Here is a 26,979-nt window from a genome sequence, read left to right on the forward strand (position 1 = left end):
TATATAAATAGAAAAACGTCTAGATCCCAATGATCTAAACGCACTTTAATACTTATATACTATTTTACAGGCAATTTTCCAATTTTTCAATAAGATTTTGAAAATAATCTGGAAGAGGCGTAGAGAATTCTACATATTTTCCTGTAGTAGGATGTATAAATCCAAGTTTATGCGCATGAAGCATTTGCCCTTCTAATTTATATTTTTGCTTTTTATATCCATATACCGGATCCCCCACCAGTGGATGACCAATATAAGCCATATGTACTCTTATTTGATGCGTTCTTCCCGTTTCTAATTTACATCTTATAAGTGTATTATTTCTATATAACTTTTCTACTTTAAAATGCGTAACAGCCTTCTTTCCACTTTGGATTACAGCCATCTTAATTCTTTCAGTTTTATGTCTTCCTATAGGTGCATCTACTTTGCCTTCATTTTCTTTTATAACGCCTTCTGTAAGGGCAATATACTCTCTATTCATAGAATGCTCTTTAAGCTGCAATGCCAAACAATTATGAGAATTATCATTTTTAGCTACTACTAAAACGCCTGAAGTATCCTTATCTATTCTGTGAACAATACCTGGACGTGTTATGCCATTTATACCAGATAAATCTTTGCAATGATATAATAGAGCATTTACCAGTGTTCCACTGTAAACTCCCGGAGCTGGATGTACCACCATTCCTTGCGGTTTATTAACTACTATAACATCACTATCCTCATATATTATATCTAATGTGATATCTTCTGGTTGTATATTTAATTCTATAGGTTCTGGTATGGATAATTCAACTATATCCTTTTCTTTCAATTTATAATTACTCTTTTTTATTTCCTTGTTTACTGTAGCATTCCCATCTTTTATTAATTTTTGTATATAAGATCTGGATTTGCCATCCATCGCTTCTGCAAGAAATAAATCTATTCTTAAACCTTCAAATTCCTCTTCTACTTTAAATAAATATTTATTTTCCTCTTTCATTCTTATCTTCCTTTATTAAAAAAATTATTAATAAAAAAGTACCTATACAAACTAATATGTCAGCCACATTAAATACTGGGAAATAATAAACATTTTTGTAATGAAGCATTATAAAGTCAATTACATACTTATATAAAATCCTATCTACCAAGTTTCCTATGGCTCCAGCAATTATTAGAGATAAACTTATTCTTAGTACTTTACTTTTTGGTTTTTTACATACTAAATAATAAATTACACCACTTAATACCAATACAGTTATTATACTTAAAAAATATATTTTGTTTTTCATTATACCAAATGCTGCACCAGTATTCTCTAAATAATAAAAACTAAAAAAACCATCTAATATTTTTATTTCTCCAATACTAGATAATATGTTTATGCTCCAAAACTTTGTAATCCTATCAAGTAATACACCAAGTATTATTATGATTATTTCCATTCCCATCCCCCAATTTCATATTAATGTTACAATATATTTCTATGTTTAATTTCACAATTCATTTCTATATTTAATCTGGTAACTGATTTTTGTATTGATCATTACTTATTCTTTCAATAGGTTCCACATAACCTATCTCATCCTCATTCTCATCAAAATCCCCATAATTATAATATTTTACTGAGCTATAACTATTATAAGGTTCATTAAATCTTTCTACGCTTTGATAACTGTCCTCTGCATCAAATTCTACTTTATCAGTTAAATCATTATAACCATATCCAAAGGGAGTTTTTAATACTTCCTCTTCTATAGGTCTTTGTTTTGCTACAGAAGCAGTATTAATTTCATTTTGACACTTAGTACAATACTGTGCATAAGGTATAAATTCCAATCTTTCCTTCAGTATTTCTTTTCCACAGCCTTTACATTTACCATAAGAACCACCTTCTATGTTTCTTAAAGCATCATCTATTTTCTTTATTATAGTTATTTCATGTTCCTTAAGTGCAATACCCTTTTCCTTTTCATAAAGATTGCCACCTAAATCTGCAGGATGGTTGTCATAATTAGATAACTCATCTTCTAATCCCATATTGCTATTTATAGTATCGTTATCTTCCATCTGTTGTAGCAGCATTTCTACATCTTTTTTTTGACTTAAAAGTTTATTTTTAAAATGTTCCCTATTTTTAAGGTCCATAATATCACTCCTTTAATAATACTTTCAAACTTAGTTTTTCTAAAGGAGATTTTTTTATTCTAAAATAAACTTATACAATCAATCTAATACTTCTTCCAGTTTATTTACTTTTTTTATTATTTTTTCTAACGTTTCTATAGAAATAGTCTGTTTACTATCTGAAATAGCTTTATCTGGACTTATATGGCTTTCTATAATAAGTCCATGAGCTCCTGCTGCTATAGCCGCTATAGACATATCCGATACTAACTCTCTAATACCCGTTCCATGGCTAGGATCTACAATTATTGGAAGTCTATACTTCTTTCTTACTACTGCTACAGCATTTAAGTCTAAAGTATTTCTTGTATATTGTTCAAAGGTTCTTATACCTCTCTCACATAAAATAATATTATTATTTCCTTCAGACATTATGTATTCAGCAGCATAAAGCCATTCAGATATTGTAGCACTCATACCTCTTTTTAAAAGTACAGGTACTTTTAATTTACCTACTTCCTTTAGCAAGCTATAATTATACATATTTCTAGAGCCTATTTGTATAAGATCCACATATTTCAAAGCTTCTTCTAAATCCCTAGTGTCCATTACTTCTGAAACCACTGGCATCGAAAGATCTTCTCCAACTTTCTTTAATATCTTTAATCCATCAAATTGTAATCCCTGAAAATCATATGGAGAAGTTCGAGGTTTAAAAGCCCCTCCTCTTAACATGTGTACTCCAACATTTTTTAATCTTTTAGCAATGTTTAACATAATTTCGTAGTTTTCCACTGAACAAGGCCCTGATATTATTATTTTCTTCTCATTGCCTATGCAAAAATCTCCTACTTTTACTTTTATATCTTCTCCACTATTTTTATCTACCAATAAGTTTTTCATCTTTTATTATCACCTACATACTGCTAAGCATATTTCTTAATATACTACAAGAATTTTTTACTGCTATATCCTTGAAAATTTCATAATCTATATGTGCACCATTATTAGCATTATCTGAAATAGATCTTATTACTACAAAAGGTATTTTATTCAAATAGCAAACTTGCGCAATACTAGCACCTTCCATTTCACAGGCATAGGCTCCAAATTCCTCATAAAACCATTTTATTTTTTCCACATCATTTATAAACTGATCACCTGAAACTATTGGTCCTACAAAACAATTGTGTTCTTCTATACTTTTGCATGCTTGCTTTGCATACTCTACAAGCTTACAACTGCTTTTAAAATCAAAGGTATCTAATCTTGGCACTTGACCTATTTTATCTCCAAATACAGAAGTATCCATATCATGCTGAATTAAACTTTCTCCGATAACCACATCTCCAGGATATATTTTCTCTCCCACTCCTCCAGCAATTCCTACATTTATTAGTGAATCCACCTTAAAATCATCTATAAGTATTTGTGCACATATAGCTGCATTTACCTTTCCTATGCCACTTCTCACAATTACTACATTTTTACCCCATAGTATTCCTCTATTAAATTCCATTGTAGCTTTTATTTTTTTTGTCTGCAAATCTAACTCTTTTAGTAATATCTCTATTTCTTCATCCATCGCTCCTATAATTCCTATAGCCATTTATTGATCCTCCTTGTTAATACTCAATTTTAATGCATTTAAAATATCTTCAGCCTTTACGATAACTTTTATCTTAAATTTACCTATATCTTCCAATAATACCATGTTAATATTTTCATTTATATTTTTCTTATCACGATTAATAGAATACATAAAGGATTTATAATTGTCAACCTTATAGCTAGTAGGCAATCCCAGTTTTCTATATAAATTTTGCAGTTTATCATAAATAGATTCGTTTAAACCTAATTTAATCTCAGAAAGCTTTATTGCTACTAATATACCTAATGCCACTGCTACTCCATGAGATACTTTATATCTTGAATCTACTTCCACTCCATGGCCTATGGTATGTCCAAAATTCAATACATTTCTTAAATTTAAATCCCTAGTATCCTGAACTACTATTTTATTTTTAATTTTTAAACACTCTAATATTACATGCACTAACTTGTCATGTTCTAAATTTAAAAGCTGTGCTGCATTTTCATTTAAAAAATTTAAGAGTTTCCCATCAGAAATTAGACCATATTTTATTATTTCTCCCAATCCATTTAAAACTTCTTTTTCATCCAGAGTTTTTAAAAAATTCAAAGAAATATAAACAAATTCTGGATCATAAAAATCTCCTATTACGTTTTTTATGCCTCCATAGTTAAAGGCAACCTTACCACCTATACAACTATCCACCTGTGATAATAGAGTGGTTGGTATATTTATATATCTTATTCCTCTCATGTACGTAGACGCTACAAATCCCACTAAGTCACCAACTACTCCTCCACCTAAAGCTATTAATATACTTTGTCTATGAGCCTTTTTTTCTATTAAAAAATCGTATATTTTTTTAACTGTATCTATATTTTTTCTATCTTCACCATTTTTAAAATAAAATATTTCGAAAGGAATTCTCTTTTTTAAATTATCAATACTATTTTTATATGTGGTGTATATTAAATCATCTGTTATTAGAAATATTTTATTTTCTCTATTTATTTTATACTCTTTAAGCGCTCCTAAAAATCTATCCATAGTATTTTCTAAGTATACTCTATACGCTTTATCATCTTTACCAACTATTATTTCATGCATAAGATTCCTCCTTGAAATTATTCTAAAAAATGTTTATTTATTAGATAATAAAAAATGTGACAATCATACTTCCTCTTGAAGCATCCTATTGTCACACTTTAATTCCTTAATCTTCTTTTGCAAAAAAGCTTTTTATTTGATTCAAATCATCTTCTTTTAACTCATTCTCTTCAAAATCCTTTATGTCCAATTCAGCATTTTTTTCATCATTAGCAAAATCTTCTATGTTTTTTTCCCCTATATCTTCAATAGGACTTCCTACATTATAATTCTTTACAAAGTCTTTTTCCAAACTTTCGAACATATCTAATTGACTCTTCATAAAGTTTCTAAATTTATTAGTAAATTTAAGGAATTCTTGTTTTATTGTATCATAATCATCATTTATTTTAACTACATCATTATGCGCTTTATCCAATATTCTTTGCGAAGAATCATTGGCATTTTTAATAATTAAATCTGCTTCCTGTTGAGCTGCCTTTTTGGCTTGTTCAGCTGCATTTTGTGCTAAAATCAATGTATTTTGTATAGTTTCTTCAATTTTTGAATAGTGTTCAACTTTCTCATTTTGAAGATGCAATTTTTCTTTTAAAGATATATTTTCTTTATATACCTTTTCGTAATCTTCTACTATAAGATCCAAAAATTCATCAACATCATCTACGTCGTATCCCCTAAAACATCTTTTAAATTCTTTATTGTTTATATCTACAGGAGTTATCACACCCATCACCTCAGTTTAAATAAATTTTTTTATTTCTATTTTAATTCTATCTTTTTGAGTATATCCTAAAATATCTCCTATTCTATATTTCCCATAACCTCTCACCGTTATAACTGAATTAGCTTTAACTCTATAATCTTTTTTACACACTGGCACATAATCTATTAATATGTTACCCATTTCAATCCACTCAATAGACTTACTTCTAGATACATTACATAAACTGCTAACCATAGAATCTAGTCTATTAGAAGTTGTTATTATTACCCTTTCTTCAAAACTATACTGTGGTATTTCATCATTTATGATATCTAAAAGGGATATTTTACACGGGCTTTTGTTTATATATTGTAAATTATATTTTATAAAATCTACCATATCTTTTGCAACTGGAAGGTAGCAACAATCATTCTTTAAAATTAAATCTCCTAGCTTTTCTCTTTTAATTCCCAATGCCATAATGGAACCTAAAAAGTCTCTATGCTTAAGATTTAAAAATTTGGTGTTAGCTTTTATTTTTAATAACTCTAATGGATAAAATAGTTTCTTTTCTTCTTCAGCTGAAAAGGCAACCATCTTTCTTTCTGCATCTTTAAAGACACCATAAGAATAAAAATTAACACCTCGCTTGTTGCTTATTACTTTAATTTCATTACACTCATCTGGTGTATAGAATTCACTAGAATAAAACACCATATTAGTTTTATAAGCTAACCAAATTTTATCATCTACGTTTGATAATTTAATTTTATCCATATAATCATTCCTAAAATCCCATAAATAAAGTAAGTACCACTCTTCTTAATATACCTATAATTAATAAAGCTATTATAGGAGAAAGATCAATCATTAAACCAGGAATTAATCTTTGTTGTAGCTCTCTTCCTGGACGCAATAAAGGCTCTGTAATAATATGAAGTATCCTTATAAATTCATTCTCTCTTCCAAATGGAACCCATGATAAAATAACATCTATAAATATTGCATATTCTAGAAAAGTTAATAATATATTAAAAAATCTAAAGACCATTTCTTCCTCCATATTTCCTATTTAATAGTTTTTTCTATTTAGTGAAGCTAAATATTCCTTTGGAAAGTTCATTTTTAAGCTCATTACTAACAGCTACATTTGATGGTGATAGTATGTATACATTTCTTTCCACTTCCTGCAAGCTACCATTTAAAACATAACTTGCACCACCAATAAAATCTAAAAGACGTTGTGCTAATTTACCCTCTAAATTTGATGTATTTACTACAACTATTTTTCTGTTTTTTAAATCATCACATATACCTGCTGCTTCATCAAAAGATTCAGGTTTCACTATTACTACCTTTGCCGAAGCATTAGTATGTATATTTACAACTTTGCTTTGTTTCTTATTATTTGATATATCATAACATTCTATCTCATCTTCTTTTTCTTCTTCCATTTCCATTTCATCTTCTTCTAATTCTTCATACTCATCTTCCAAACCAAATATACCCATAACTTTATTTAACATTTTACCTGACATTACACCAACCTCCTATTTATAATTTCTAGGTCCAAATATTCCTTGGCCTACCCTTATCATGTTCGAGCCCTCATCTAGTGCAACTTTATAGTCACCAGACATGCCCATAGATAGTATCTCCATACTTATGTTCTCATAACTTCTATTTTTTAACTCTTGAAAAATATTATTCATTTTTCTAAAGTACTTTCTATTTTCCTCTTCTGTCCCTTTAGGTATTATGCACATAAGGCCTCTTACATTCACATTACTACATTGCGCACATTCATCTATAAGTTCATCCATTTCACTTAAATAAATTCCTGTTTTACTCTCTTCTTCACCTATATTAATTTGTATTAATACATTTGCCACAGCCTCTTTAGCCTTAAACCTCTTCTGTATTTCCTTTAACAGCTTTATGCTGTCTAAAGAATGAATTAAATGAACTTTCCCTACTATATATTTTACCTTGTTTGTCTGAAGGTGACCTATTAAATGCCAACGGACGTCTTGGTGAAATTTATCATACTTATCTACTAATTCCTGTACTTTATTTTCCCCAAAATCCCTTATGCCCATGTCATATGCATGTTCCATTTCCTCTATATTTCTAGTTTTAGAGACGGCAATAAGTGTAGTACCTTCTTTTAATTCATTTAAAACATGTTTAATATTTTCTTCTATAGACAATTCTATCGCTCCCTAACAAAAATTACGTCATAAATGGTAAATTATTTATAATATTCTTCAAAAACACTGAAAATCCTTTCAAAACAGAATAATTTTTAATTAAATTTAATTTATTATTTTATCTTTGGTTTTGCCTTCTTATATTCTTTACTGCCTACATAAGAATTTATCTTTATATTGTCCTGAACCTTCACATCTACATTTATTTTCCTAAGAATCATCAAATACTTTAAATAATTTTCATTCATAAGCATATATTTTTCCATAACATCTTTATTACCTATAGCATTAATATAAAAAGGAGATACTATGGTTATTCCATTTAGTTTAATATTAGTTCCTCCGCAATAATCATAGGTCCCATCTACTATTCTCTGTCCGTTTACCTCAATAGCTTCTGCTCCTGCACTCTTTAAATCATTTATTATAAATATAATATCGTAAAAATGTACTAAATAATCTTCGCTTCCTGTAGTATTATATTCATCTATAGCATCATTAACTGTGATAGTTATTCCTTCTCCCTCCACATCAGTCATACCTAAAATAGCCTTATTTTCTTGTAATTCATCTTGTATATCGGCTATAATTTTATATCTATCCTCTTCGCTATTTTTATACTTAGCAAGCTTTGAATTATACTTTCTGTACTGACTTTTTAAATTACTAATTTCATTGTACAGTTTACTTCTATCTGCATAAGCATTTTGATATTGATCTACTGACAAGAAATTATTAATTTTCTCACTTTTAAAATCTATATTCATAGAAATTAAAATTCCTATAATTATACATGAAATTAATACAAATATATGAGCTTCATTAGTCCTCATTTAATCACCCTCACTGATGTGATTTAGCTTTTTCAATAAGCACTCTTCTTATGGTAGCAAAGTTGTCAAATATTCTACTACCAAAAACTATAACTGCTGCCAAATAAATAGGAACTCCCAATTTATCTCCTAAATAAGCCAATGCTGCTGCAAGAACTGCATTTCCAAAAAAACCAGATATAAATATATCTACTCTAAATTGCTTAGCTAAGCTTGCCTTTAAGGCTCCAAATACAGAATCCAAGCAAGCAAATATCGCAACAGATATATATGGTGAAAACTTATCCGGTATATTTATATTTAAAACAGCACCTAAAATTATTCCTAAAATTAATCCTACTAGAGCTATCATAGTGACTCCCCCTATTTATCCTTTACAGTTTTAGCATAATTAAATTTAAATATTTTATTAGTTTTCTTTATTAATATATTTTTTTCAACATTCCATTTAACATCACAACTTTCAGTTAAGACCGATGGTATGCTACCTGGAAAATTTATAGCTTGCTCCAATGCAGCTTTATCACCTATTGCCTTGATAGTTACTCTTTTTACTGGAGATATTTTATCATTATCTATCCTTATAGCATTACCGCCATTTCTTATACCTGTATTAGAAGTTATTCTAACATCATTTACAGATATAGCTTCTGCACCACCTGCATATAATTCATTTATTATATAAAGAATATCTCTATCATTCATAGGAAAACCCTCAAGCCCTACTTTAAAAAAATCACTTCTAGGGGTAATGTACATAACTATACCTTCTCCCTCCAAATCTGTTTCACCTAAAAAATTTCTTGTATCATCCAATTCTTCTTTTAATTTTTTGGTGGAGTCGTCTCTACCCACAACTTCCGTTTCATATTGCCTTAATTTATACTGTAGGTCATTTATTTTAAACTCCATATCTTTTTTTTCTTTCTTTAATTGTTCTATTTCAACAACTATTTCTGGATCGCTCTTATTACTATCTATACTTTCCTGCCTCTTATTCACAATTTTAAGTTGATATGTAAGCATAAAGCCCAATAGACAACATACTAACGCTATAGAAATTTGTGCTCCTAACTTCTTCATATATAATCCTCCTACTTTTCTATGTGAAATACAGGATTCCCCTTAAAGCTCACATCTACATATCCTTTTCTTTTTTGCAAATTTTGCTTTTTGATTATAGCTACAGCCCTGTTTAATTTATCTTCTAAATTATTATAATCACCCATTTTAACGCACATATTACCATAATAAACTTTTATATCATAAATATTAGTTACATCAACAATACTCATAGTCATCTTTGAAGTATTATTAATTACTAAATCCGTTATGTTTTTTACAGCTTCTGCTTTTCTTTGATCCTTGTAAGGAAGTACTTGTCCTATAACCAAATTATTTTTTTCATATCCTACTAATTTTATTAATTTCATTGTATTAATATTTTTCCTTTTTTCAAGCACAACGGATTCTTTATCTATTATATAATAATTAGAATCCTTTTGAGCATAAAAAGCTGCACTTCTCTCATTAACATCTATTAATATTTTATTAGGTAACCTTCTTTTAATTTGTACTTTTAATATATATGGATTTCTTAATATATCGTCCTTAATGCTTCTAACATTAATACTAAATATATTATTTCCTTTTTTAATTCCCGATAATTTTATTATTTCATCTTTTGTTACATTACTATTATTAATCACAACTATATCTTTTATACTAAAATAAGGTAATTTCAAAAGTAAAGTTAAAGAAATTATTGCAAGTAAAGAAGTTAAAAATAAAAGTTTTATGGCCATTTTTTTTCTTTTTCTTTTTTTTATAAGCTTATCTCTATTTTCAATTATATATTTGCTTTCTTCTAAATAAGTAACATTATTGTTTTTATTGTTTTTCTCCATACTTTCACATCTTTCTAAGCTTAATATAGTTTTTATATTCTAGTCATATACTATCTTTTTTTACAATAATTCAAAATTTAATTATTCAACTTTCGCACGTAATTTTGAAACTCTACATTAAATGAATAAAGAAAATATAAATATAGTTTTTAATTTAAAACAATTCCTCATTAAAGATTCAAATTCGCAAAAATTTCTTTAATTATATTTTATTTAAAGCGCCTAAATGGTTTTTCTGTTAATTTTATAACTGTAAAAATTAAATTAATTATTATTTTAACATAATAACTATGAATTACTAAAGTATCATTAGTATTATTTTAACATAATATAAATTAGCATACCAGTAGGTATGCTAATTTATATTGTTATGTCTAGAAACATTTAAGAGTACTCCCATAGCAGTCATATTAAATAGTAATGCCGACCCTCCATAACTTATGAAAGGTAGTGGTACCCCTGTTACCGGCATAGAACCAGTAGCAACTGCTATATTAATCAAAGCCTGAACACCGACTACAGATGTTATGCCTATAGCTAAAATACTACCATATACATCTTTTGCATTTACAGCTGTTTTTATTCCTCTCCAAACAAATATTACAAATAATGTTATTATGAATATACATCCTATTAACCCTAGTTCTTCACCTATAACTGAAAATATAAAATCATTGTGAGGTTCAGGCATAAAGTTCTTTTGCCTTGATCTAGTAAACCCTACACCTAAAATACCTCCAGAACCTAGTGAAAGCAAGGATTGTATTAATTGATATCCCGTCTTCTTAGGATCTAACCAAGGATTTCTAAAGCTCATAAGTCTCTCCATTCTGTATGATGCCGTTACTGTAAAAAAGACCCCTGCCGCAACTAAAAGGGACCCTAGCCCAATTAAATGTATCATTTTTGCTCCAGAGCAAAATAATATTATAACCGTAACTATCATTATTACAGATGCTATACTAAGGTTTTTTTCCTTTAAAACTAATGCTGCATAAACACCAGACACCAAAAGAAAGGGAAGAATCCCGTAAATCAAACTCTTAACCTTTTCTCCTTTTCTTTCTACGCTTTTAGCCATATAAAGCACCACAGTATATTTAGCTATTTCAGATGGCTGAATAGTTAATGGTCCTAGTCTTATCCATCTTTGAGCGCTATTCACTGGTGGAAATGCAAATACTGCCAATAATAACACTATTGTTATTAACATAATAGCTTCATTATATTTCTTTAATTTATGATAATCTATATTCAGTGCTATTATCATAAAAATAGTGCCTAAAACAGAAAAAATAAATTGTTTCTTTAAAAAGTAATATCCATCTTTTTGGAACCAAAGAGCACTATTGTAACTTGCACTTCCTACTAATATTACTCCTAATGTTACTAAAAGAAGTATTGTAGTGAATAAAACGAAATCAATTTTTCCCTTTTTTAATTTGGGTGTATTCATAATACCTCCTCCTGATTAATTGCTATAAGGTTGGCAAGGATAAGAAGGCTATCAAACACAATATAGTTGTTACTATACTAAATATTGACACTACCTTTGTTTCATGCCATCCACTTAACTCAAAGTGATGGTGAATAGGGCTCATTTTAAAAACCCTCTTCCCTGTAAGTTTAAAGGAAGCAACTTGTATAATTACAGATAAAGCCTCTAATACATATATTCCTCCAACTATTATGACTATCAAAGGCAATTTTAGCATCATAGCTACTGCGGCAACCGCTCCTCCTAATGCCAATGATCCAGTGTCTCCCATGAATATTGCTGCCGGAAAAGCATTATACCTTAAAAATCCTAGTAATGCCCCTACTGTAATTGCACAAAAGATTGCTATTTTATATTCTCCCATAGAAAAACTTACCAATGCAAAGAAAGTCATTACCAAAAGTGTAATTGAAGAAGCTAAACCATCTAATCCATCAGTTAAATTAACAGCATTAGTAGTAGCTGCGAAGTATAAAATTATAAATGGAATATATAAGCTTCCTAAATTCCATGACTTATTTGTAAATGGAATTATTATAGAAGTACCCACATTATTAGCTCCGTAAAAAGCCAATACACCTGATGCTATCAATAGAAGTAACATCTTTTGATAAGCTCTTAATCCCAAATTATTTTTGTGTATTATTTTAAGCATATCATCTAAAAATCCTATGGCACCAAAAGCAATAAACGCGTATAAAATCACCATGGATTTATCTTGAGGATTTCTAATAGCCATAATAATAGTTATGGTCACAGAGACTATAAATATTATTCCTCCCATAGTAGGAGTGCCTGCCTTTTTCATATGACTCTTAGGACCTTCTGCCCTTATGATTTGACCAAATTTTAATCTATGAAGCATAGGAATTAATATAGGTCCTCCAATTAAAGATACTAAAAATGCAACTAATAACCAATATATCATTACTTTCATATTTTCACCTTCTCTAGTAATTTATTATCTGAAGTTTTTCTACTACATCTTCAAATTTCATGTATCTTGAAGCTTTTACCAAAATATAATCATCTTCTTGTAAAAAATCCTTCATATATATTTCCAATTGTTGTAAATTATCAAATTGTTTAAAATTTTCTTCTCCAAAACCACTTTTAAAAGCTTCATGAAATTCGCCCAAAGAAAATAAATAATCTATCCCTTTTTCTTTAGCATATTCAGCTACCTGTTTATGGGCTTCATATGCCATATGCCCTAGTTCTCTCATAGTTCCTAGTATAGCTATCTTTCTATTGCATTTAACATTTACAAGCACATCTACAGCAGCTTTTACAGAATCAGGACTAGAATTATAACAGTCATTTATTATGGTAAACTTTTTACCTCTTATAAAATCCAATCTCATAGAAGTAGCCTCTATATTCTTAAATCCTCTAATTATCTCCTCATAGCTTACCTTTAACCCTCTAGCACAAGCAATGGCTAATAATGAATTATATACATTATGCTTGCCAATCATATCCAAAGTTATCTTTTCACTTAAATCTGAATCTTTTTCTTTAAGCTCATATGAAATTCCATCTTCATTTAATATTATATTTTCAGCCCAGTAGTGGTTATTACTATTTATTCCCACTTTAATTAAATTAAAATTCTTTTTCTCCACTGTAGACAAGAATTCATCATCACCATTTAGTATTAAAGTATTTTCATTTTGGAAAAAATCCACTATTTCCATCTTTGCTTTGAGTATGTTTTCTCTAGTTTTTAAATTTTCTATGTGAGAAATTCCTATATTCGTTATAATAGCTATGTCCGGTTTTGCCACTTCTGCAAGTCTATGAATTTCACCTAAATTACTCATGCCCATTTCTAGTACTGCTACTTCATAGCTATTATCTAGTGACATAAGCATAAGTGGAAGTCCTATTTCATTATTGAAATTACCCTTTGTTTTAAAAACTTTATATTTCCCACTTAGTGCTGCAGCTACTACATCTTTTGTTGATGTCTTTCCTGTAGATCCAGTTATGCCTACAATTTTTAAATTTAATTTCTTTCTATAATATTTACCTAAGTCTAATAGTGCTTTATATGTATTTTCTACTAATATAACAGATGTTTCTTCATTGATATTATCTTTATTAAATTTAACATCACTTACAATACAAAGATTGGCTCCTTTTTCACTAGCTTCTTCTATAAATTCATTAGCATCAAATTTTTCTCCTTTTAAAGCTATAAATATATCTCCCTTTGATAAAGTTCTAGTATCAGTATTTACTCTCGTATATTTCTGACTACTACCCTTTAAAATCACCTCTCCTTTTATAGCAACCTTTATTTCCTCTAAAGTCAATTTTTCCACTTAAAACAGCTCCTTTACTATCTCAGCTATAACTTCTCTTTCGTCAAAGTGAATAGTTCCATTTTTAAGTACTTGATAGTCTTCGTGTCCCTTTCCTGCAACTACAATAACATCACCCTTTTTTGCTATTTCCATAGCTTTTTTAATTCCTTCTCTTCTATCAGTAATAACTATATAATTATCTTTAATTATTCCAGATATTACATCTTCTATTATTTTATTAGGCTCTTCAGTTCTTGGGTTGTCTGAAGTTATTATGGCTATATCACTTAGTTCTGAGCCTATTTTACCCATTATAGGTCTTTTAGCTTTATCCCTATCTCCGCCACATCCAAATACACTTATAAGTCTTCTCTTTGTAAATTCTCTAGCAGTCTCTAGTATGTTTTGTAATCCATCTGGAGTATGTGCATAATCTACTATTACATCAAATGCTAAATTATATTTCTTAGTAACTATTTCACAGCGTCCTGGAACTTGAACCCCATTAAGTCCTCTTATAACCTTCTGTATATCTACCCCTTCATTTAAACATACGGCTGCACTACCTAGTGCATTGTATACATTATAATTTCCAGGTATCTGCAATTCTACATTTTCACAGTTACCTTTATACAAAATTTTAAATTCTACCCCTCTAGGATGCATGCTTATATGCTCTGCTTTTACGTCAGCATCTTCTTTTATTCCATAGCTTATCTTATTATTATTTGCATCTTCTATTACTTGTTTACCATAGGAATCATCTATATTCACAATAGAATTAACACTATTTTTAAACAATTCCAATTTAGCTTTATAGTAATTATCAAAAGTTTTATGAAAATCCAAATGGTCCTGAGTTAAATTTGTAAACATTCCTTGGCAAAATTCTACTCCATATACCCTGTTTAAACTTAAGGAATGTGATGATACCTCCATAACACAATACTCCACTCCATTATCTACCATTTTTTTAAATAGTTCATGTAGCTCTAATGATTCCGGTGTAGTTCTTTCAGAATGAAGTTTTTCATTTCCTATATAATTGGCTATAGTTCCTATTAATCCAACCTTATAACCTGCCTCTTCTAATATACTTTTTATCATAAAAGCAGAAGTAGTTTTTCCATTGGTACCAGTTATGCCTATTATTCTCATTTTTTCAGCAGGCCTACCATAAAAATTTGCAGAACATAAAGCTAATGCCTTTCTTCCATCTTTAACTTTTATAATAGTAGTGTCGGCTTCGTATCCTACTACATCATCTTCACACACAATAGCACTGGCACCCTTTTTAAGTACAGAGGAAATAAATTTATGTCCATCTACATTAAATCCCTTAATACAGAAGAATACATCACCTTTCTGTATCTTTCTAGAATCATACTGAATATTATTAATTTCTACACTATCATTTCCTTGCAATACGCTGTAATCTAATCCCTCTAGTAATTTTTTTAAATTCATAAAAACACTCCATTTCACTAGCAATACAAATGCTGTTGACAAACATAATAATTTTGTCAACAGCTTACTATTAATCGCCTATCACATTAAGATGTAAATTTATTAAAGTTCCCTTGGATACTTTTTGACCAGGTTTTATACTTTGCTCAGATACCAATCCCTGCCCAGTATACTGAACTTTTAAGCCTAATTCTCTTAAAATTTTAGAAGCACTTTCCTGAGTACATCCAAATAAATTAGGAACTACTACTTCCTTATTATAATTTCCACCGTTTCCACTGTAAAGTATAATTTTAGAGTTTTCTTTTATTGTATAACCTGGTTTAGGATTTATATCTTGTATATACTCTCCATCTCCCTCAATATCAGCATTTAATCCATTTTCTTTTAATACCTTTAAAGCTTCACTTTTTTTCATACCTCTTATTTCAGGAACTACTACATCCTTTAATAAGCTTTTAGCTATGTCTTCTCCAGCAGCATCTGGTTTAAATGCTAAATAATTAAAAGTATCATAAAAAACTTGCTTAGCTACTATTGTAGCTATTTGTCCTGCATAATAATTATGTGGATCTGGCTCATCTATAGATACCATAATAGATATTTTAGGATCATTAGCTGGAGCCATTCCTCCAAAAGACGATATATATTTATTATTTGCATATTTTCCATCTATAACCTTTTGTGCTGTTCCCGTTTTACCAGCTATGTGGTATCCATCTATAAAAGCTTTTCTTCCTCCCCCTTCGGAAATTACTTTTTCAAGATATCCTCTTAACTGATCTGCAACTTTCTTATCTATTATTTGATTCTCATCATATTTATCATATTCCTTATAAACTACTTCTTTGCCATCAATATTTCTAGATATTCTATTCAGCATATGAGGTCTTATCCATTTTCCACCATTAGCAATGGCATTAAAAGCTGTTAAATACTGAATACAAGACAAAGTATTTGTTTGGCCAAAAGATATGGTAGCTAAATCTGTATTTGTTATTTTTTCAGTAGCTTTTATAATTCCCAAAGCTTCTCCATTTAAATCTATACCTGTTTTTTTACCAAATCCAAAAGCCTTTATATATTTATTTAATTTTTCCGCTCCTATTTTTTCTCCTACATCCATGAACCCTACGTTACAAGAGTTTTTTAATATATCTACAAATCCTTGAGTTCCGTGACCTGTAGTTTTCCAGCAACGTATAGTCTCTTTTCCAATTCTTCTAGAACCATTACATACCACACTATAAGTACTAGGGTCAATTATATTTTCACTTAATGCAGCAGTGGCAGTAACTACTTTAAATATGGATCCTGGCTCAAAAGTATCACTTACAATTCTATTTCTCCACTTCTTTTGGAGTTCATCGTAAGAAAGATTTTCCTCCCATGGATTATTAGGATTATAATCTGGCTTATTAACCATAGCAAGTACTTCACCATTATTAGGATTCATTACTAATATTGAAACTGCCTTTGCTTTATTTACTCTTAAAGCCTCATCTGCAGCTTTTTCAGCAAAATGTTGTATCATTTGATCTATAGTTAATACTATGTCATATCCATCTATAGGTTTTTCATACTTAGATATAGAATAAGGCAAATCTTTTCTTCTACTATCTGTTTCAGAAATCTTTTTCCCTTTTGTACCCCTTAAATATTCATCATATACAAGCTCTATACCTGTCAAACCTTTTCCATCAGAATTAGTATGTCCCATAGCATGAGCTAAAAAGTTTCCATTAGGGTAATACCTTTTAGTGTCTCCTGAAATAACAACCCCTTCAATATCTAAATTTCTTACTTTATCTGCTTTCTCCTTTTCAATTCTCCTAGCTAATATAGCAGCTCCTATTTTTTTGCCATTTATGGTTTTCTTTATGGTTTTTAATACCTCTAATTCATCCATATCTAGTGCTTCTGCTAATTTTTTACTTACTTCCACCTCAGATACTTTTTTATCTTTCATATAGGCTCTTAATGTATTTAAATCCAAATCTACTCTGTATACATTGGCACTTATGGCTAATTCATTGCCATATCTATCCAATATATCTCCCCTTTTTGGGTCTATTTGCACAATGCTAGTCCATTGTGATACTGCCTTTTTTTTGTATTCTGGAGATTTATATACCATTAAATAGCAAAGTCTAGAAACTAATGCAAAAAAAACCAAAACGAAAATTAAGAACACCACTACCATTCTCTTTCGCATTATTCCTCTATCTTTATAAATTCTTTTTGCCAAACTACTACCTCCATTAGAATAACTTACTCTTAATAAATTCTATAAAAGATAATTTTTTTCCTTTGTTAATACTATCAGCTTTAGTATTTTCTTTAAAATATTTAGTTCCTAAATCACAGTAGACTGCATTACCTAAATTCGGTCTTTCCATATTTAGTTTTTCCGTAGCAATTTTTTCAATATATTTTATATTGTCGTATTTTAATAACTCAACTTTTAAATTTTCATTTTCTTTACCTATATTTGTTATTTGATTTTGTGTATCTATAACTTGTTGTCTCAAATTGCAAATATAAGCAAAACGTAACACTAAAATCATACCTATAGAAAATACCATTCCAATACCAAGTATAATTTTAAATTTGTTCTTAAGGGATTTTTCTTTTGTTTTATTTAATAATTCCAGTTCTTTTTTCTGTTGTTTTTTCCGTTCTTCTTCGTAATTTATCTCTTCTCTTTTAGGTACTAATGCCGTGCTACCATCTATATTGTTTTTATTCATCAATATCACTTTATTCACCCCTATCACATTTTAGAACTATACTTTTTTTCCAATTCTTAATTTTGCACTTCTACTTCTAGGATTATCTTCTAACTCTTCTTCTGACGCAACTATAGGTTTCCTACTTATAACTTTTAACTTAGATGTTTTACCACAAACACATATTGGAAAATCTTTAGGGCAAGTACAAGGATTCTGTAATTGATTAAATTTATTTTTTACAATTCTATCCTCCAAAGAGTGGAAAGTTATTATAGTAATTCTACCACCTTTATTTAGCCTATTTACCCCATCTTCTATTGCTTTATCCAGTATGTATAACTCTCTATTAACTTCTATTCTTATGGCTTGAAAAGTTCTTTTGGCTGGATGATGTCCTTCCCTCCTAAATTTTGCCGGAATAGACCTTTTTATAATATCCACCAATTGAAGAGTAGTTTCTATGGGCTTTTCATTTCTATTTTTTACTATATTAAAAGCAATTCTTTTTGCGAACTTTTCTTCACCATACTCTTTTATTACTCTATATAATTCTTTTTCTTCATATTCATTTATCACATTATAAGCTGAAAAATCGCTTTCTCTGTTCATTCTCATATCCAAAGGAGCATCCTGCATATAGCTAAAACCTCTTTCCCCTTCATCCAATTGATGGGAGGAAACTCCAAGATCCATTAGAATGCCATCCACTTTTTCTATGTTTAAGCTTTTAAGTATTTCTTCTATATTATAAAAATTATCATGTACATATATAACATTTTTAAAATTCTTTAGTTTCTCTCCTGCCGCCTTTAAGGCATTAGTGTCCTGATCAATACCTATAAGCTTTCCTTTTTCAGACAACCTCTTTAGTATTTCTATAGAGTGTCCACCACCTCCCAATGTACAATCCACATATATTCCATCAGGTTTAATGTCTAGCCCGTCTATTACCTCATCCAATAATACTGATATGTGTTTGAAATTCATATTTATTCTCCTTAAAATTAAATTTATATGCCAAGTTCACTCATTTGTTCCGCTATAGAATCAAAATCTATATTAGAGTTATTATATTCATCCCAATTTTCCTTGCTCCAAATTTCAATTCTAGTAGCCACACCTATACTTACTATTTCCTTATTTATCTTCCCATATTCGCATAAACTTTGGGGAATTAAAACTCTTCCTTGTTTATCAGGTGTAACTTCATTAGCTCCAGAAAAGAAAAATCTCACAAAGGTTCTAGCATTTTTATTAGTTAAAGGAAGATTTTTTAATTTTTCCTCTAACTTAGTCCATTCGTCCATAGGATATGCATAAATACACCCATCTAATCCTTTGGTGAGCACAAACTTATCCCCTAATCCTTCTCTTAACTTAGAGGGCACTATCATTCTATTTTTATTATCTATAGCATGTTGATACTCCCCTATGAACATATCCATACCTCCATGGACTACTTTACACCACTTTACTCCACTTTAAACCACTAAATATTTTATTCTATATAAAAACTTAAATTCCTTCAACTAATATAAATATTTTTTAATATTTCTTTTAGAATTATTAAAATTCTCATTACAATAAATGTTACTTTTTTTCTTCTCACAAATAGCCTCAATTCTGTTTTCCTTGAAATGAAATAAATTCTAGAGTATAATTTTACTTGACTTGTAAAGATAAAACTGTAATTAATTTAAAATTTAGAATTGTAAATTAAGAATAATTAAGATTTAATTATTCTTATATTAATGTAGGAAAGGAATGTACATAGATATGAAATTAGGAATTGTAGGATTACCAAACATAGGTAAAAGCACCTTGTTTAATGCTATTACTAAAGCCGGAGCAGAATCTGCTAACTACCCATTTTGTACCATTGAACCAAATGTAGGAGTAGTAGCAGTTCCAGATAAAAGACTTGATGTGTTAGAAGAAATGTATACTGCCAAAAAGAAAACTCATACTAGCATTGAATTCTATGATATAGCTGGTCTTGTAAAAGGTGCTAGTAAAGGCGAAGGACTTGGGAATAAATTTTTATCTCACATAAGAGAAGTTTCTTCCATAGTACATGTTGTTAGATGTTTTGAAGATGACAATATAGTACACGTAGATGGTTCTGTGGACCCTATAAGAGATATAGAAACTATAAATTTGGAGTTAATATTCGCAGATATCGAAGTTCTAGAAAGAAGACTAGATAAAGCTGTTAAATTAGCTCGTTCTGGTGATAAGAAAGCTAAAACTGAACTAGCTTTAATGGAAAGATTAAAATCTCATCTAGAGGATAATAAACCTGTGAGAACTTTAGAGTTAACTGATGATGAAAAACTCTTCGTAGATGGATTATTTCTTTTAACTTCAAAACCAGTGTTATATGTAGCTAATATATGCGAAGATGATTTAATGGAAGGAAATTTAGAAACTCCTTTAGTTAAAAAAGTTAAAGAATACGCTCAAAAGGAAAATTCTGAAGTAGTAACTATTTGTGCTCGTCTTGAAGAAGAGCTTTCAACTTTAGAGGATGAAGAAAAAATCGAAATGCTTGAAGAATATGGGCTTAAGGAACCAGGACTAAATAAATTAATTCATGCCAGCTACAAACTTCTAGGTCTTATAAGTTTCTTAACTGCTGGAGAAAAAGAAGTAAGAGCTTGGACTATAGTAAAAGGCACTAAAGCTCCAGGGGCTGCAGGCAAAATACACTCTGATATGGAAAGAGGATTTATAAGAGCTGAGATAGTGTCTTACGATAAATTAATCCAATGTGGTTCTGAAACCGCAGCCAAAGAAAAAGGTTACTACAGATTAGAAGGAAAAGATTATGTAATGCAGGATGGAGACGTAGTAGTATTTAGATTTAATGTGTAAAAAATTTAGCCTGTGAAAAAATTCTGTAAATTTCAGATAGTAAAAATCTGCCGCTCTTAAGCGGCAGATTTTTATTTCTACTTAACATATTTTTTACTCTTTCTTTTTTCCTTTTGAATATTTTTTAATTTCCTTTTGAATAGTACTTAGTATAAATTCTTTATCCCTTTCTAAAAGTATGTCTGTTGCGTCAAATATATTTTCTATACTGTATATAGAAAAATCCCCACTACTTACAGCCTCTTCAATTTCTCCTTTCAAAACTAAATTATCTACATTAGTACTAGGTATAATTACACCTTTTCCCTTTATACAATCCACTTCTTTACATACATTGAAAAATCCTTCGATTTTTTCATTAATTCCACCTACTGGTTGAACTTTTCCAAACTGATCTATTGAACCTGTCACTGCTATACTTTGTTTTATAGGTATTCTACATATGGAAGATATAATCCCAACACCTTCTGCTACAGAAGCGCTATCACCTTCTAAATACCCATATAACTGTTCAAAGCTTAAATGAAAATCTACAGGCAAAGAATCGTATCCACCTAATAAATTATTTATGAGCCCTTTTAATATATTTATAGATTTTCTGTGTATGTTGCCGCTTAACTCACTTTCTTTTTGTACGTCAAATATATTTCCATTTCCCTTGTAGCAACTACAAGTAATCCTTACAGGTTTTCCAATTTTAAAATATTCCCCATCTATAACAGATAACCCATTAATTTGACCTATTTCGCTTTCATTTAAGTATATAAGTTGCTTTTTTTCCTTATAACTCTTCAATATATTTTTTTCTATTATTTCTTCCTTATAAACTGCTTCCAACACATCATCTCTATCTATAAATTCCTTTTCTTTTTCTTCTGCTCTATAATTTGATAAAATTACTATTTTTTTAATTTCATCCTTATCTAAATATATTTTTTTATTATTTTCAACTATCCTAGAAAGACACTTAAAAATTTCTTCTACCGCATCATTTTTTAAATTAAGAATTTCTTCATCTTTGCATATATTTTTTATATTTTTTATTACTATACCTATGGACTGATCATCTATATCTCCTATAGGATAATATTCTCCCTTAATCTTAAACAGTTTTTTAAAATCTTCATCATAACTATACAATAAATCATAGGTTTCATAATCTCCTATTAATATAACTTTGCTATTAATTGGTATGGGTTCAGGGTTTAATCCACTTAAAGATAAAATTTCTAAATATCCTCTATTATAATTAAAATCAACCTTTCCCGTAATAAGTGCCTTTTTTAAATAATAATAAGAAGCTGCATTGCTAAGCAAACTTTTTATCCTCATTATTATACAGCCTTCATTTGTTTTTAATAACGTTCCCGCTCTTATTAAATTTATATCTGTAATATAAGTTCCGTTTTTATTTTCAAATTCAATACCACCTATTAAATTTTGTACACTAGGATCTTCTTCAAATATACATTTAGGTTTTTCATTATAAGTATTATCCACTAATACATTTACAGCAAATTTCTCTAATGTTCCATTTATAATAGATTCATCATCACTATAATTTGCAGAATAATTCTCCAATACATTTTCTTCAATATCATCGCACATTTTTTCTAAAAATTTCAAAGTTTCTTCTTGTTCTTTAAATGTTCTTCTATACTTCCTTTTAATTTCATAACTTTTTTCACCATAATATAAATTGAGTATTACTTTAATTTTATCTATACTATTTTCTTCTAATTTTTTTAGTTCATCTAGTACTTCTCTAGATTTTTCTTTTAACTCTGCTATATTTTCTAATATTTCTTTTTTCCTTTCCTCATTTAATTCATCATACTCATTTTCTGTCATTTCTTTTCCATCATCTAAAGGTATAAAAGTAAAACCATTATGGACGGCCTTCATATGAAATCCCTTTTCTTTAGATATTAAAATAAGCCTTTCCACTGCATGATTTCTTTTCTCATCTATTAAATCCATAATTTCTTCTTTTTCTTTACTAGACGAATTGTTATAAAAATCAAAAGTTATATTAAAATAGAAATTTTTAATTTCTTCTACAGTTTCTTTAAGTAAACTTCCCATACCTGAACTTAAAAATATAGATTTAGGACACTTATCTATACCATCTGAAAGATAACATATATCCCTTGGTGCCTTTTTATTTTCATAAATTTCTTCAATATAACTAATTATATTTTTGACTCTTTCCTTTGAAAAATCATCTATTATATATAAGTTATATCCTTCCTTGTTTATACTAAGAGCTGTTTTTATAACCTTAAGTACATCTTTATAATCCAGATTCTTTTCTATTTCTCTTATATTTAACAAATCCAAATTTAGATTATAAACAACTTCTTTAGGAGTTAACTTTCTATACATGCTTCTTCCCCCTTAATGAACTTCTTTAGTATAATAGTATTCTTCAAAGTTTATTTTAGGAACAAAAAGGCAAAAAAAGTCTTATAAATACTTTTTTATCATAACCCTATACAAATGTACTTTTTAATATTATAATTTATAATGAAGTTGTAGCACTTATTTGCTAGTATTTTACTAAATCATTTGAAAAGGAGTAATATATTATGAGTTTTAAAGAAAAATTTGCTAAATATTATAGTGAAGCCTATTTAAAAAAGTATGGAGATAGAATTACGCAAGTTCAAGGTAATGTACTTTCTGTAAAAATATATGAAAAAAGCATACTATGGATTTTCCACAAGTTAACTGTTTCTTTAGTAGTAAAACTTGATGGCAATAGAGCTGTTGCTAAATGTACTTATAATAAAAAACGTTGGTTTAAAAAACCTGAGTTTATGAAACTATCTCAAGGTAATTCTGTAATCGTTCAAGGACTTAAGGGTAAAAAAAGTAAAAAGAATAAAAACACTAACGATAGCCTACAAGTAATAAATATTCTTAATCTTTCAACTAGACAAAGCCTTATGCCTATTGAAGGCGGAATGCCTAAGGTTCAAAAAGTAAGGAAAACAAATAGAATGAGATAAAAATAAAAAAATGGGCTTAACGCCCATTTTTTTTAGTATTACCTATAAAAATATATAGGCTGTTTATGAAAGATATTATTCCCGAGAAAAAAATCACAATAAGCCATTGACCTAAATTTAAAGCTTTAGTGTGAAATATATTTTGTAAAAAAGGTACATAAATCACAAATAATAACATAACTATAGAAATTACAACAGCTCCCAATAAATATAAATTTGTAAACAAATTTATTTCAAAAATAGAATGTTTTTCAGATCTGCATTCAAATACATGTATAAGTTGTGACATTATAAGAGTACTTAATGCCAAAGTTCTTGAAGCATCTATCCCCATACCATAATATTTACCTGCTACAAAAGAAAAGACTGTACATATACCAATTAAAGCTCCTCTTATTATTATTTTTTCACTTAATCCCCTAGAGAAAATATTTTCACCCTTTCTTCTTGGTTTTTCCATCATTATATCTTCATCTTTTGGATCTACTCCTAAAGCTATAGCCGGAAGCCCATCTGTAGCTAAATTTACAAAGAGAATTTGAATAGGTAAGAGAGGATTTTCTAAATAAAATAATGATGATAAAAACATAGTTAAAACCTCTCCTAAATTGCAGGATAAAAGATATCTTATAAACTTTCTTATATTATTATAAATAACTCTACCTTCTTCTACAGCAGCAACTATAGTGGCAAAATTATCATCTAAAAGTATCATAGCTGATGCCTCTTTGGTTACATCTGTACCTGAAATGCCCATAGATATTCCAATATCCGCTTCTTTTACTGCTGGAGCATCATTTACTCCATCTCCAGTCATAGCAACAATATGTGCTCTTTTCTTAAAAGCTCTTACTATCCTAAGCTTGTGCTTTGGAGTTACTCTAGCAAATACAGTGTATTTTTCTATACTTTTCTCTAATTCATTATCTTTTAAATTATCCAATTCTCTACCTGTTATAACCTGATCCATACTTTTACATATATCCACTTGTTTCCCTATAGCATAAGCTGTATTCTTATGATCTCCAGTAATCATAACAGGTTTAATTCCTGCAATTCTACATTTTAAGACTGCATCCTTTATTTCTCTTCTAGGTGGATCTATCATGCCTGCTATTCCAATGAATGTTAAGTCTTTTTCCATATCATTTTTACTAGAAGCTTTCTCTTTATAAGCTCCAGCTACACATCTTAAAGCTTTATAAGACATACGATCTAGTGCCTCTAAAACCTCTTTTTTATATAAATCAGTAAATACTCTTACTTCCCCATTTATCCATATATATTTACATCTATCTATTATTTTTTCAGGGGCTCCTTTTACATAGGAATTGTATTTGACCCCCTCCTTAACCAGTACTGACATCATTTTTCTATCAGAATCAAATGGTATTTCCTGTACTTTATCTACCTGCGTTAAGAACTCCTTAACTTCTTTCAAATCTCTAAAATAAGCTTCTATAAGCGCATATTCTGTGGGGCTACCCAAAACGCCATCTTTTAACCGTTCATTTCTAAAATTAAAATTACAGTCATTACAATATGTAAAAGCCTTTTTAAGCTGACTGTTTTTAGGTATATCCTCTTCATCTAAATTATATATTTTTCCATTAAAAAATACAGCTTTTACAGTCATTTTATTTTCTGTTAAAGTCCCAGTTTTATCACTACATATGACAGAAGTACATCCTAATGTCTCTACTGCAGGTAGTTTTCTTATTAATGCTTTTCTCTTTAGCATTTTAGAAACTCCTAAAGCCAGTGACACTGTAACTATAGCTGGCAACCCCTCTGGTATAGCTGCCACCGCAAGACTAACGCCTAATAAAAACATTCCATAAGCATCTTGCCCTCTTAAGATTCCCATTATAGTAACCACTGCACATACTACAATGCATATAACAACTAATATTTTTCCTAAATGAGCGAGTTTTTCCTTTAAAGGCGATTTTTCTCCTTCTATATCATCTAGCATATTAGCTATTTTACCCATTTCTGTAACCATACCTGTACATATTACTTTAGCTAATGCTTTTCCTGTTAAAACTATAGTACCCATATATAAATTTTTATTTTTACCACTGTCACTTTTTTCAACTCCAACAGATTCTCCCGTTAAAAGTGATTCATCTATCATTACATTATTACTATTTATAAGTTCACAGTCTGCCGGAATTCTATCTCCACTTTCTAAAATAATAATATCCCCTGGCACTAACTCTTCTGCATTTATAACCTTAAGCTTTCCATTTCTTTTAACCTTAGCTGTAGGCGCTGCTAATTTTTTTAATGCTTCTAAAGACTTTTCAGTCTTATACTCTTGTATGAAACCTAATATTGCATTCATAACTACAATTATTAATATAGTTATAGCATCTGCTTTTTCATTCATAAATCCTGAAATAATCGTTGCACCTATAAGAACCCATATTATAAAATCATTAAACTGCTCTAAAAATATTTTTATTGCTGAAACTTTTTTACCATTACTTAATCTATTTAAACCGTATTTTTTCACCCTTCTACTTGCTTCTTCTTCTGTAAGTCCTTCCAGCACTCTCGTTTCATTTACCATACCTCATACCTCCTTAGCCGCCCTGAACTTTATTAAATATTTAA

27 protein-coding genes are annotated in these 26,979 nt (G+C 29.2%); 2 read left to right on the top strand and 25 right to left on the bottom strand.

What is annotated here, in order from left to right; all coding sequences use genetic code 11:
* Positions 1–64: 64 nt before the first annotated feature.
* The 23 genes from C1715_RS12885 to mraZ all read right to left on the bottom strand — a co-directional run bounded on the left by C1715_RS12885 (position 65) and on the right by mraZ (position 19,914).
* Positions 65–988 carry an RluA family pseudouridine synthase gene (locus C1715_RS12885; protein WP_102400882.1) on the bottom strand — a complete coding sequence of 308 codons (924 nt, stop codon included), beginning with the start codon at positions 986–988 and terminating at the stop codon, positions 65–67.
* Positions 972–1,433, bottom strand: a complete 462-nt coding sequence (gene lspA, locus C1715_RS12890) for a signal peptidase II (protein WP_102400883.1) — start codon at positions 1,431–1,433, stop codon at positions 972–974. The genes C1715_RS12885 and lspA overlap by 17 nt, the downstream gene beginning before the upstream one ends.
* Before the next feature lie 70 nt (positions 1,434–1,503).
* A complete protein-coding gene (locus C1715_RS12895; RefSeq protein ID WP_102400884.1) occupies positions 1,504–2,136 on the bottom strand; it encodes a TraR/DksA C4-type zinc finger protein in 633 nt (210 codons plus the stop codon).
* A 78-nt stretch (positions 2,137–2,214) separates the two neighbouring features.
* Positions 2,215–3,018 (bottom strand): 3-deoxy-7-phosphoheptulonate synthase, encoded by an 804-nt coding sequence (gene aroF / locus C1715_RS12900; protein WP_102400885.1) that lies wholly within the window; start codon positions 3,016–3,018, stop codon positions 2,215–2,217.
* A gap of 13 nt (positions 3,019–3,031) precedes the next feature.
* Positions 3,032–3,724 (bottom strand): 5'-methylthioadenosine/adenosylhomocysteine nucleosidase, encoded by a 693-nt coding sequence (locus C1715_RS12905; RefSeq protein ID WP_102400886.1) that lies wholly within the window; start codon positions 3,722–3,724, stop codon positions 3,032–3,034.
* The gene (aroB, locus tag C1715_RS12910) at positions 3,725–4,816 is read right to left on the bottom strand and encodes a 3-dehydroquinate synthase (RefSeq protein ID WP_102400887.1); all 1,092 of its coding nucleotides are present in this window, start codon (positions 4,814–4,816) and stop codon (positions 3,725–3,727) included. It lies immediately after the preceding gene.
* 106 nt (positions 4,817–4,922) lie between these two features.
* Positions 4,923–5,546 carry a DivIVA domain-containing protein gene (locus C1715_RS12915; RefSeq protein ID WP_102400888.1) on the bottom strand — a complete coding sequence of 208 codons (624 nt, stop codon included), beginning with the start codon at positions 5,544–5,546 and terminating at the stop codon, positions 4,923–4,925.
* A gap of 9 nt (positions 5,547–5,555) precedes the next feature.
* A complete protein-coding gene (locus tag C1715_RS12920) occupies positions 5,556–6,296 on the bottom strand; it encodes a YlmH family RNA-binding protein (RefSeq protein ID WP_102400889.1) in 741 nt (246 codons plus the stop codon).
* A 10-nt stretch (positions 6,297–6,306) separates the two neighbouring features.
* The gene (locus tag C1715_RS12925; protein WP_242971952.1) at positions 6,307–6,570 is read right to left on the bottom strand and encodes a YggT family protein; all 264 of its coding nucleotides are present in this window, start codon (positions 6,568–6,570) and stop codon (positions 6,307–6,309) included.
* Positions 6,571–6,604: 34 nt separating this feature from the next.
* A complete protein-coding gene (locus tag C1715_RS12930; RefSeq protein WP_102400891.1) occupies positions 6,605–7,057 on the bottom strand; it encodes a cell division protein SepF in 453 nt (150 codons plus the stop codon).
* Between the two features lie 12 nt (positions 7,058–7,069).
* Entirely contained in the window at positions 7,070–7,729 is a 660-nt protein-coding gene (locus C1715_RS12935) for a YggS family pyridoxal phosphate-dependent enzyme (protein ID WP_102400892.1), read from the bottom strand.
* A gap of 113 nt (positions 7,730–7,842) precedes the next feature.
* Positions 7,843–8,562 carry a DUF881 domain-containing protein gene (locus C1715_RS12940; RefSeq protein ID WP_102400893.1) on the bottom strand — a complete coding sequence of 240 codons (720 nt, stop codon included), beginning with the start codon at positions 8,560–8,562 and terminating at the stop codon, positions 7,843–7,845.
* Between the two features lie 10 nt (positions 8,563–8,572).
* Complete coding sequence (locus tag C1715_RS12945) at positions 8,573–8,914, bottom strand: small basic family protein (RefSeq protein ID WP_102400894.1); 342 nt, start codon at positions 8,912–8,914, stop codon at positions 8,573–8,575.
* Between the two features lie 11 nt (positions 8,915–8,925).
* Positions 8,926–9,645: a DUF881 domain-containing protein gene (locus tag C1715_RS12950; protein WP_102400895.1), complete on the bottom strand. Its 720-nt coding sequence runs from the start codon at positions 9,643–9,645 to the stop codon at positions 8,926–8,928.
* 11 nt (positions 9,646–9,656) lie between these two features.
* Positions 9,657–10,469 carry a cell division protein FtsQ/DivIB gene (locus C1715_RS12955; protein WP_102400896.1) on the bottom strand — a complete coding sequence of 271 codons (813 nt, stop codon included), beginning with the start codon at positions 10,467–10,469 and terminating at the stop codon, positions 9,657–9,659.
* Between the two features lie 355 nt (positions 10,470–10,824).
* Positions 10,825–11,925, bottom strand: coding sequence for a stage V sporulation protein E (gene spoVE / locus C1715_RS12960; protein WP_102400897.1), 1,101 nt, complete (start codon positions 11,923–11,925; stop codon positions 10,825–10,827).
* 22 nt (positions 11,926–11,947) lie between these two features.
* On the bottom strand, positions 11,948–12,904 hold the full coding sequence (mraY, locus tag C1715_RS12965) for a phospho-N-acetylmuramoyl-pentapeptide-transferase (RefSeq protein ID WP_102400898.1): 957 nt from the start codon (positions 12,902–12,904) through the stop codon (positions 11,948–11,950).
* 13 nt (positions 12,905–12,917) lie between these two features.
* Positions 12,918–14,294, bottom strand: coding sequence for a UDP-N-acetylmuramoyl-tripeptide--D-alanyl-D-alanine ligase (locus tag C1715_RS12970; protein ID WP_102400899.1), 1,377 nt, complete (start codon positions 14,292–14,294; stop codon positions 12,918–12,920).
* A complete protein-coding gene (locus C1715_RS12975) occupies positions 14,295–15,743 on the bottom strand; it encodes a UDP-N-acetylmuramoyl-L-alanyl-D-glutamate--2,6-diaminopimelate ligase (RefSeq protein WP_102400900.1) in 1,449 nt (482 codons plus the stop codon).
* A 70-nt stretch (positions 15,744–15,813) separates the two neighbouring features.
* A complete protein-coding gene (locus tag C1715_RS12980) occupies positions 15,814–17,991 on the bottom strand; it encodes a stage V sporulation protein D (protein ID WP_102400901.1) in 2,178 nt (725 codons plus the stop codon).
* 13 nt (positions 17,992–18,004) lie between these two features.
* Positions 18,005–18,502, bottom strand: coding sequence for a cell division protein FtsL (locus C1715_RS12985; RefSeq protein WP_102400902.1), 498 nt, complete (start codon positions 18,500–18,502; stop codon positions 18,005–18,007).
* 27 nt (positions 18,503–18,529) lie between these two features.
* Positions 18,530–19,462 carry a 16S rRNA (cytosine(1402)-N(4))-methyltransferase RsmH gene (gene rsmH, locus C1715_RS12990; protein ID WP_102400903.1) on the bottom strand — a complete coding sequence of 311 codons (933 nt, stop codon included), beginning with the start codon at positions 19,460–19,462 and terminating at the stop codon, positions 18,530–18,532.
* 23 nt (positions 19,463–19,485) lie between these two features.
* A complete protein-coding gene (gene mraZ / locus C1715_RS12995) occupies positions 19,486–19,914 on the bottom strand; it encodes a division/cell wall cluster transcriptional repressor MraZ (protein ID WP_102400904.1) in 429 nt (142 codons plus the stop codon).
* Between the two features lie 337 nt (positions 19,915–20,251).
* Here mraZ and ychF point away from each other — a divergent pair, with 337 nt between their 5' ends.
* A complete protein-coding gene (ychF, locus tag C1715_RS13000) occupies positions 20,252–21,349 on the top strand; it encodes a redox-regulated ATPase YchF (RefSeq protein WP_102401944.1) in 1,098 nt (365 codons plus the stop codon).
* A gap of 93 nt (positions 21,350–21,442) precedes the next feature.
* Here the strand turns inward: ychF and C1715_RS13005 are convergent, their stop codons facing one another.
* Positions 21,443–23,734, bottom strand: a complete 2,292-nt coding sequence (locus C1715_RS13005) for an AAA family ATPase (protein WP_102400905.1) — start codon at positions 23,732–23,734, stop codon at positions 21,443–21,445.
* 203 nt (positions 23,735–23,937) lie between these two features.
* On the opposite strand from C1715_RS13005, the gene C1715_RS13010 reads away from it, so the two are divergent.
* Entirely contained in the window at positions 23,938–24,360 is a 423-nt protein-coding gene (locus C1715_RS13010) for a hypothetical protein (protein ID WP_102400906.1), read from the top strand.
* A 16-nt stretch (positions 24,361–24,376) separates the two neighbouring features.
* Here C1715_RS13010 and C1715_RS13015 read toward each other — a convergent pair whose 3' ends face one another.
* Entirely contained in the window at positions 24,377–26,935 is a 2,559-nt protein-coding gene (locus tag C1715_RS13015) for a calcium-translocating P-type ATPase, SERCA-type (protein ID WP_102400907.1), read from the bottom strand.
* Between the last annotated feature and the right edge of the window lie 44 nt (positions 26,936–26,979).

Origin of the sequence: Haloimpatiens massiliensis (assembly GCF_900184255.1) — a bacterium.
Classification (GTDB): domain Bacteria; phylum Bacillota; class Clostridia; order Clostridiales; family Clostridiaceae; genus Haloimpatiens; species Haloimpatiens massiliensis.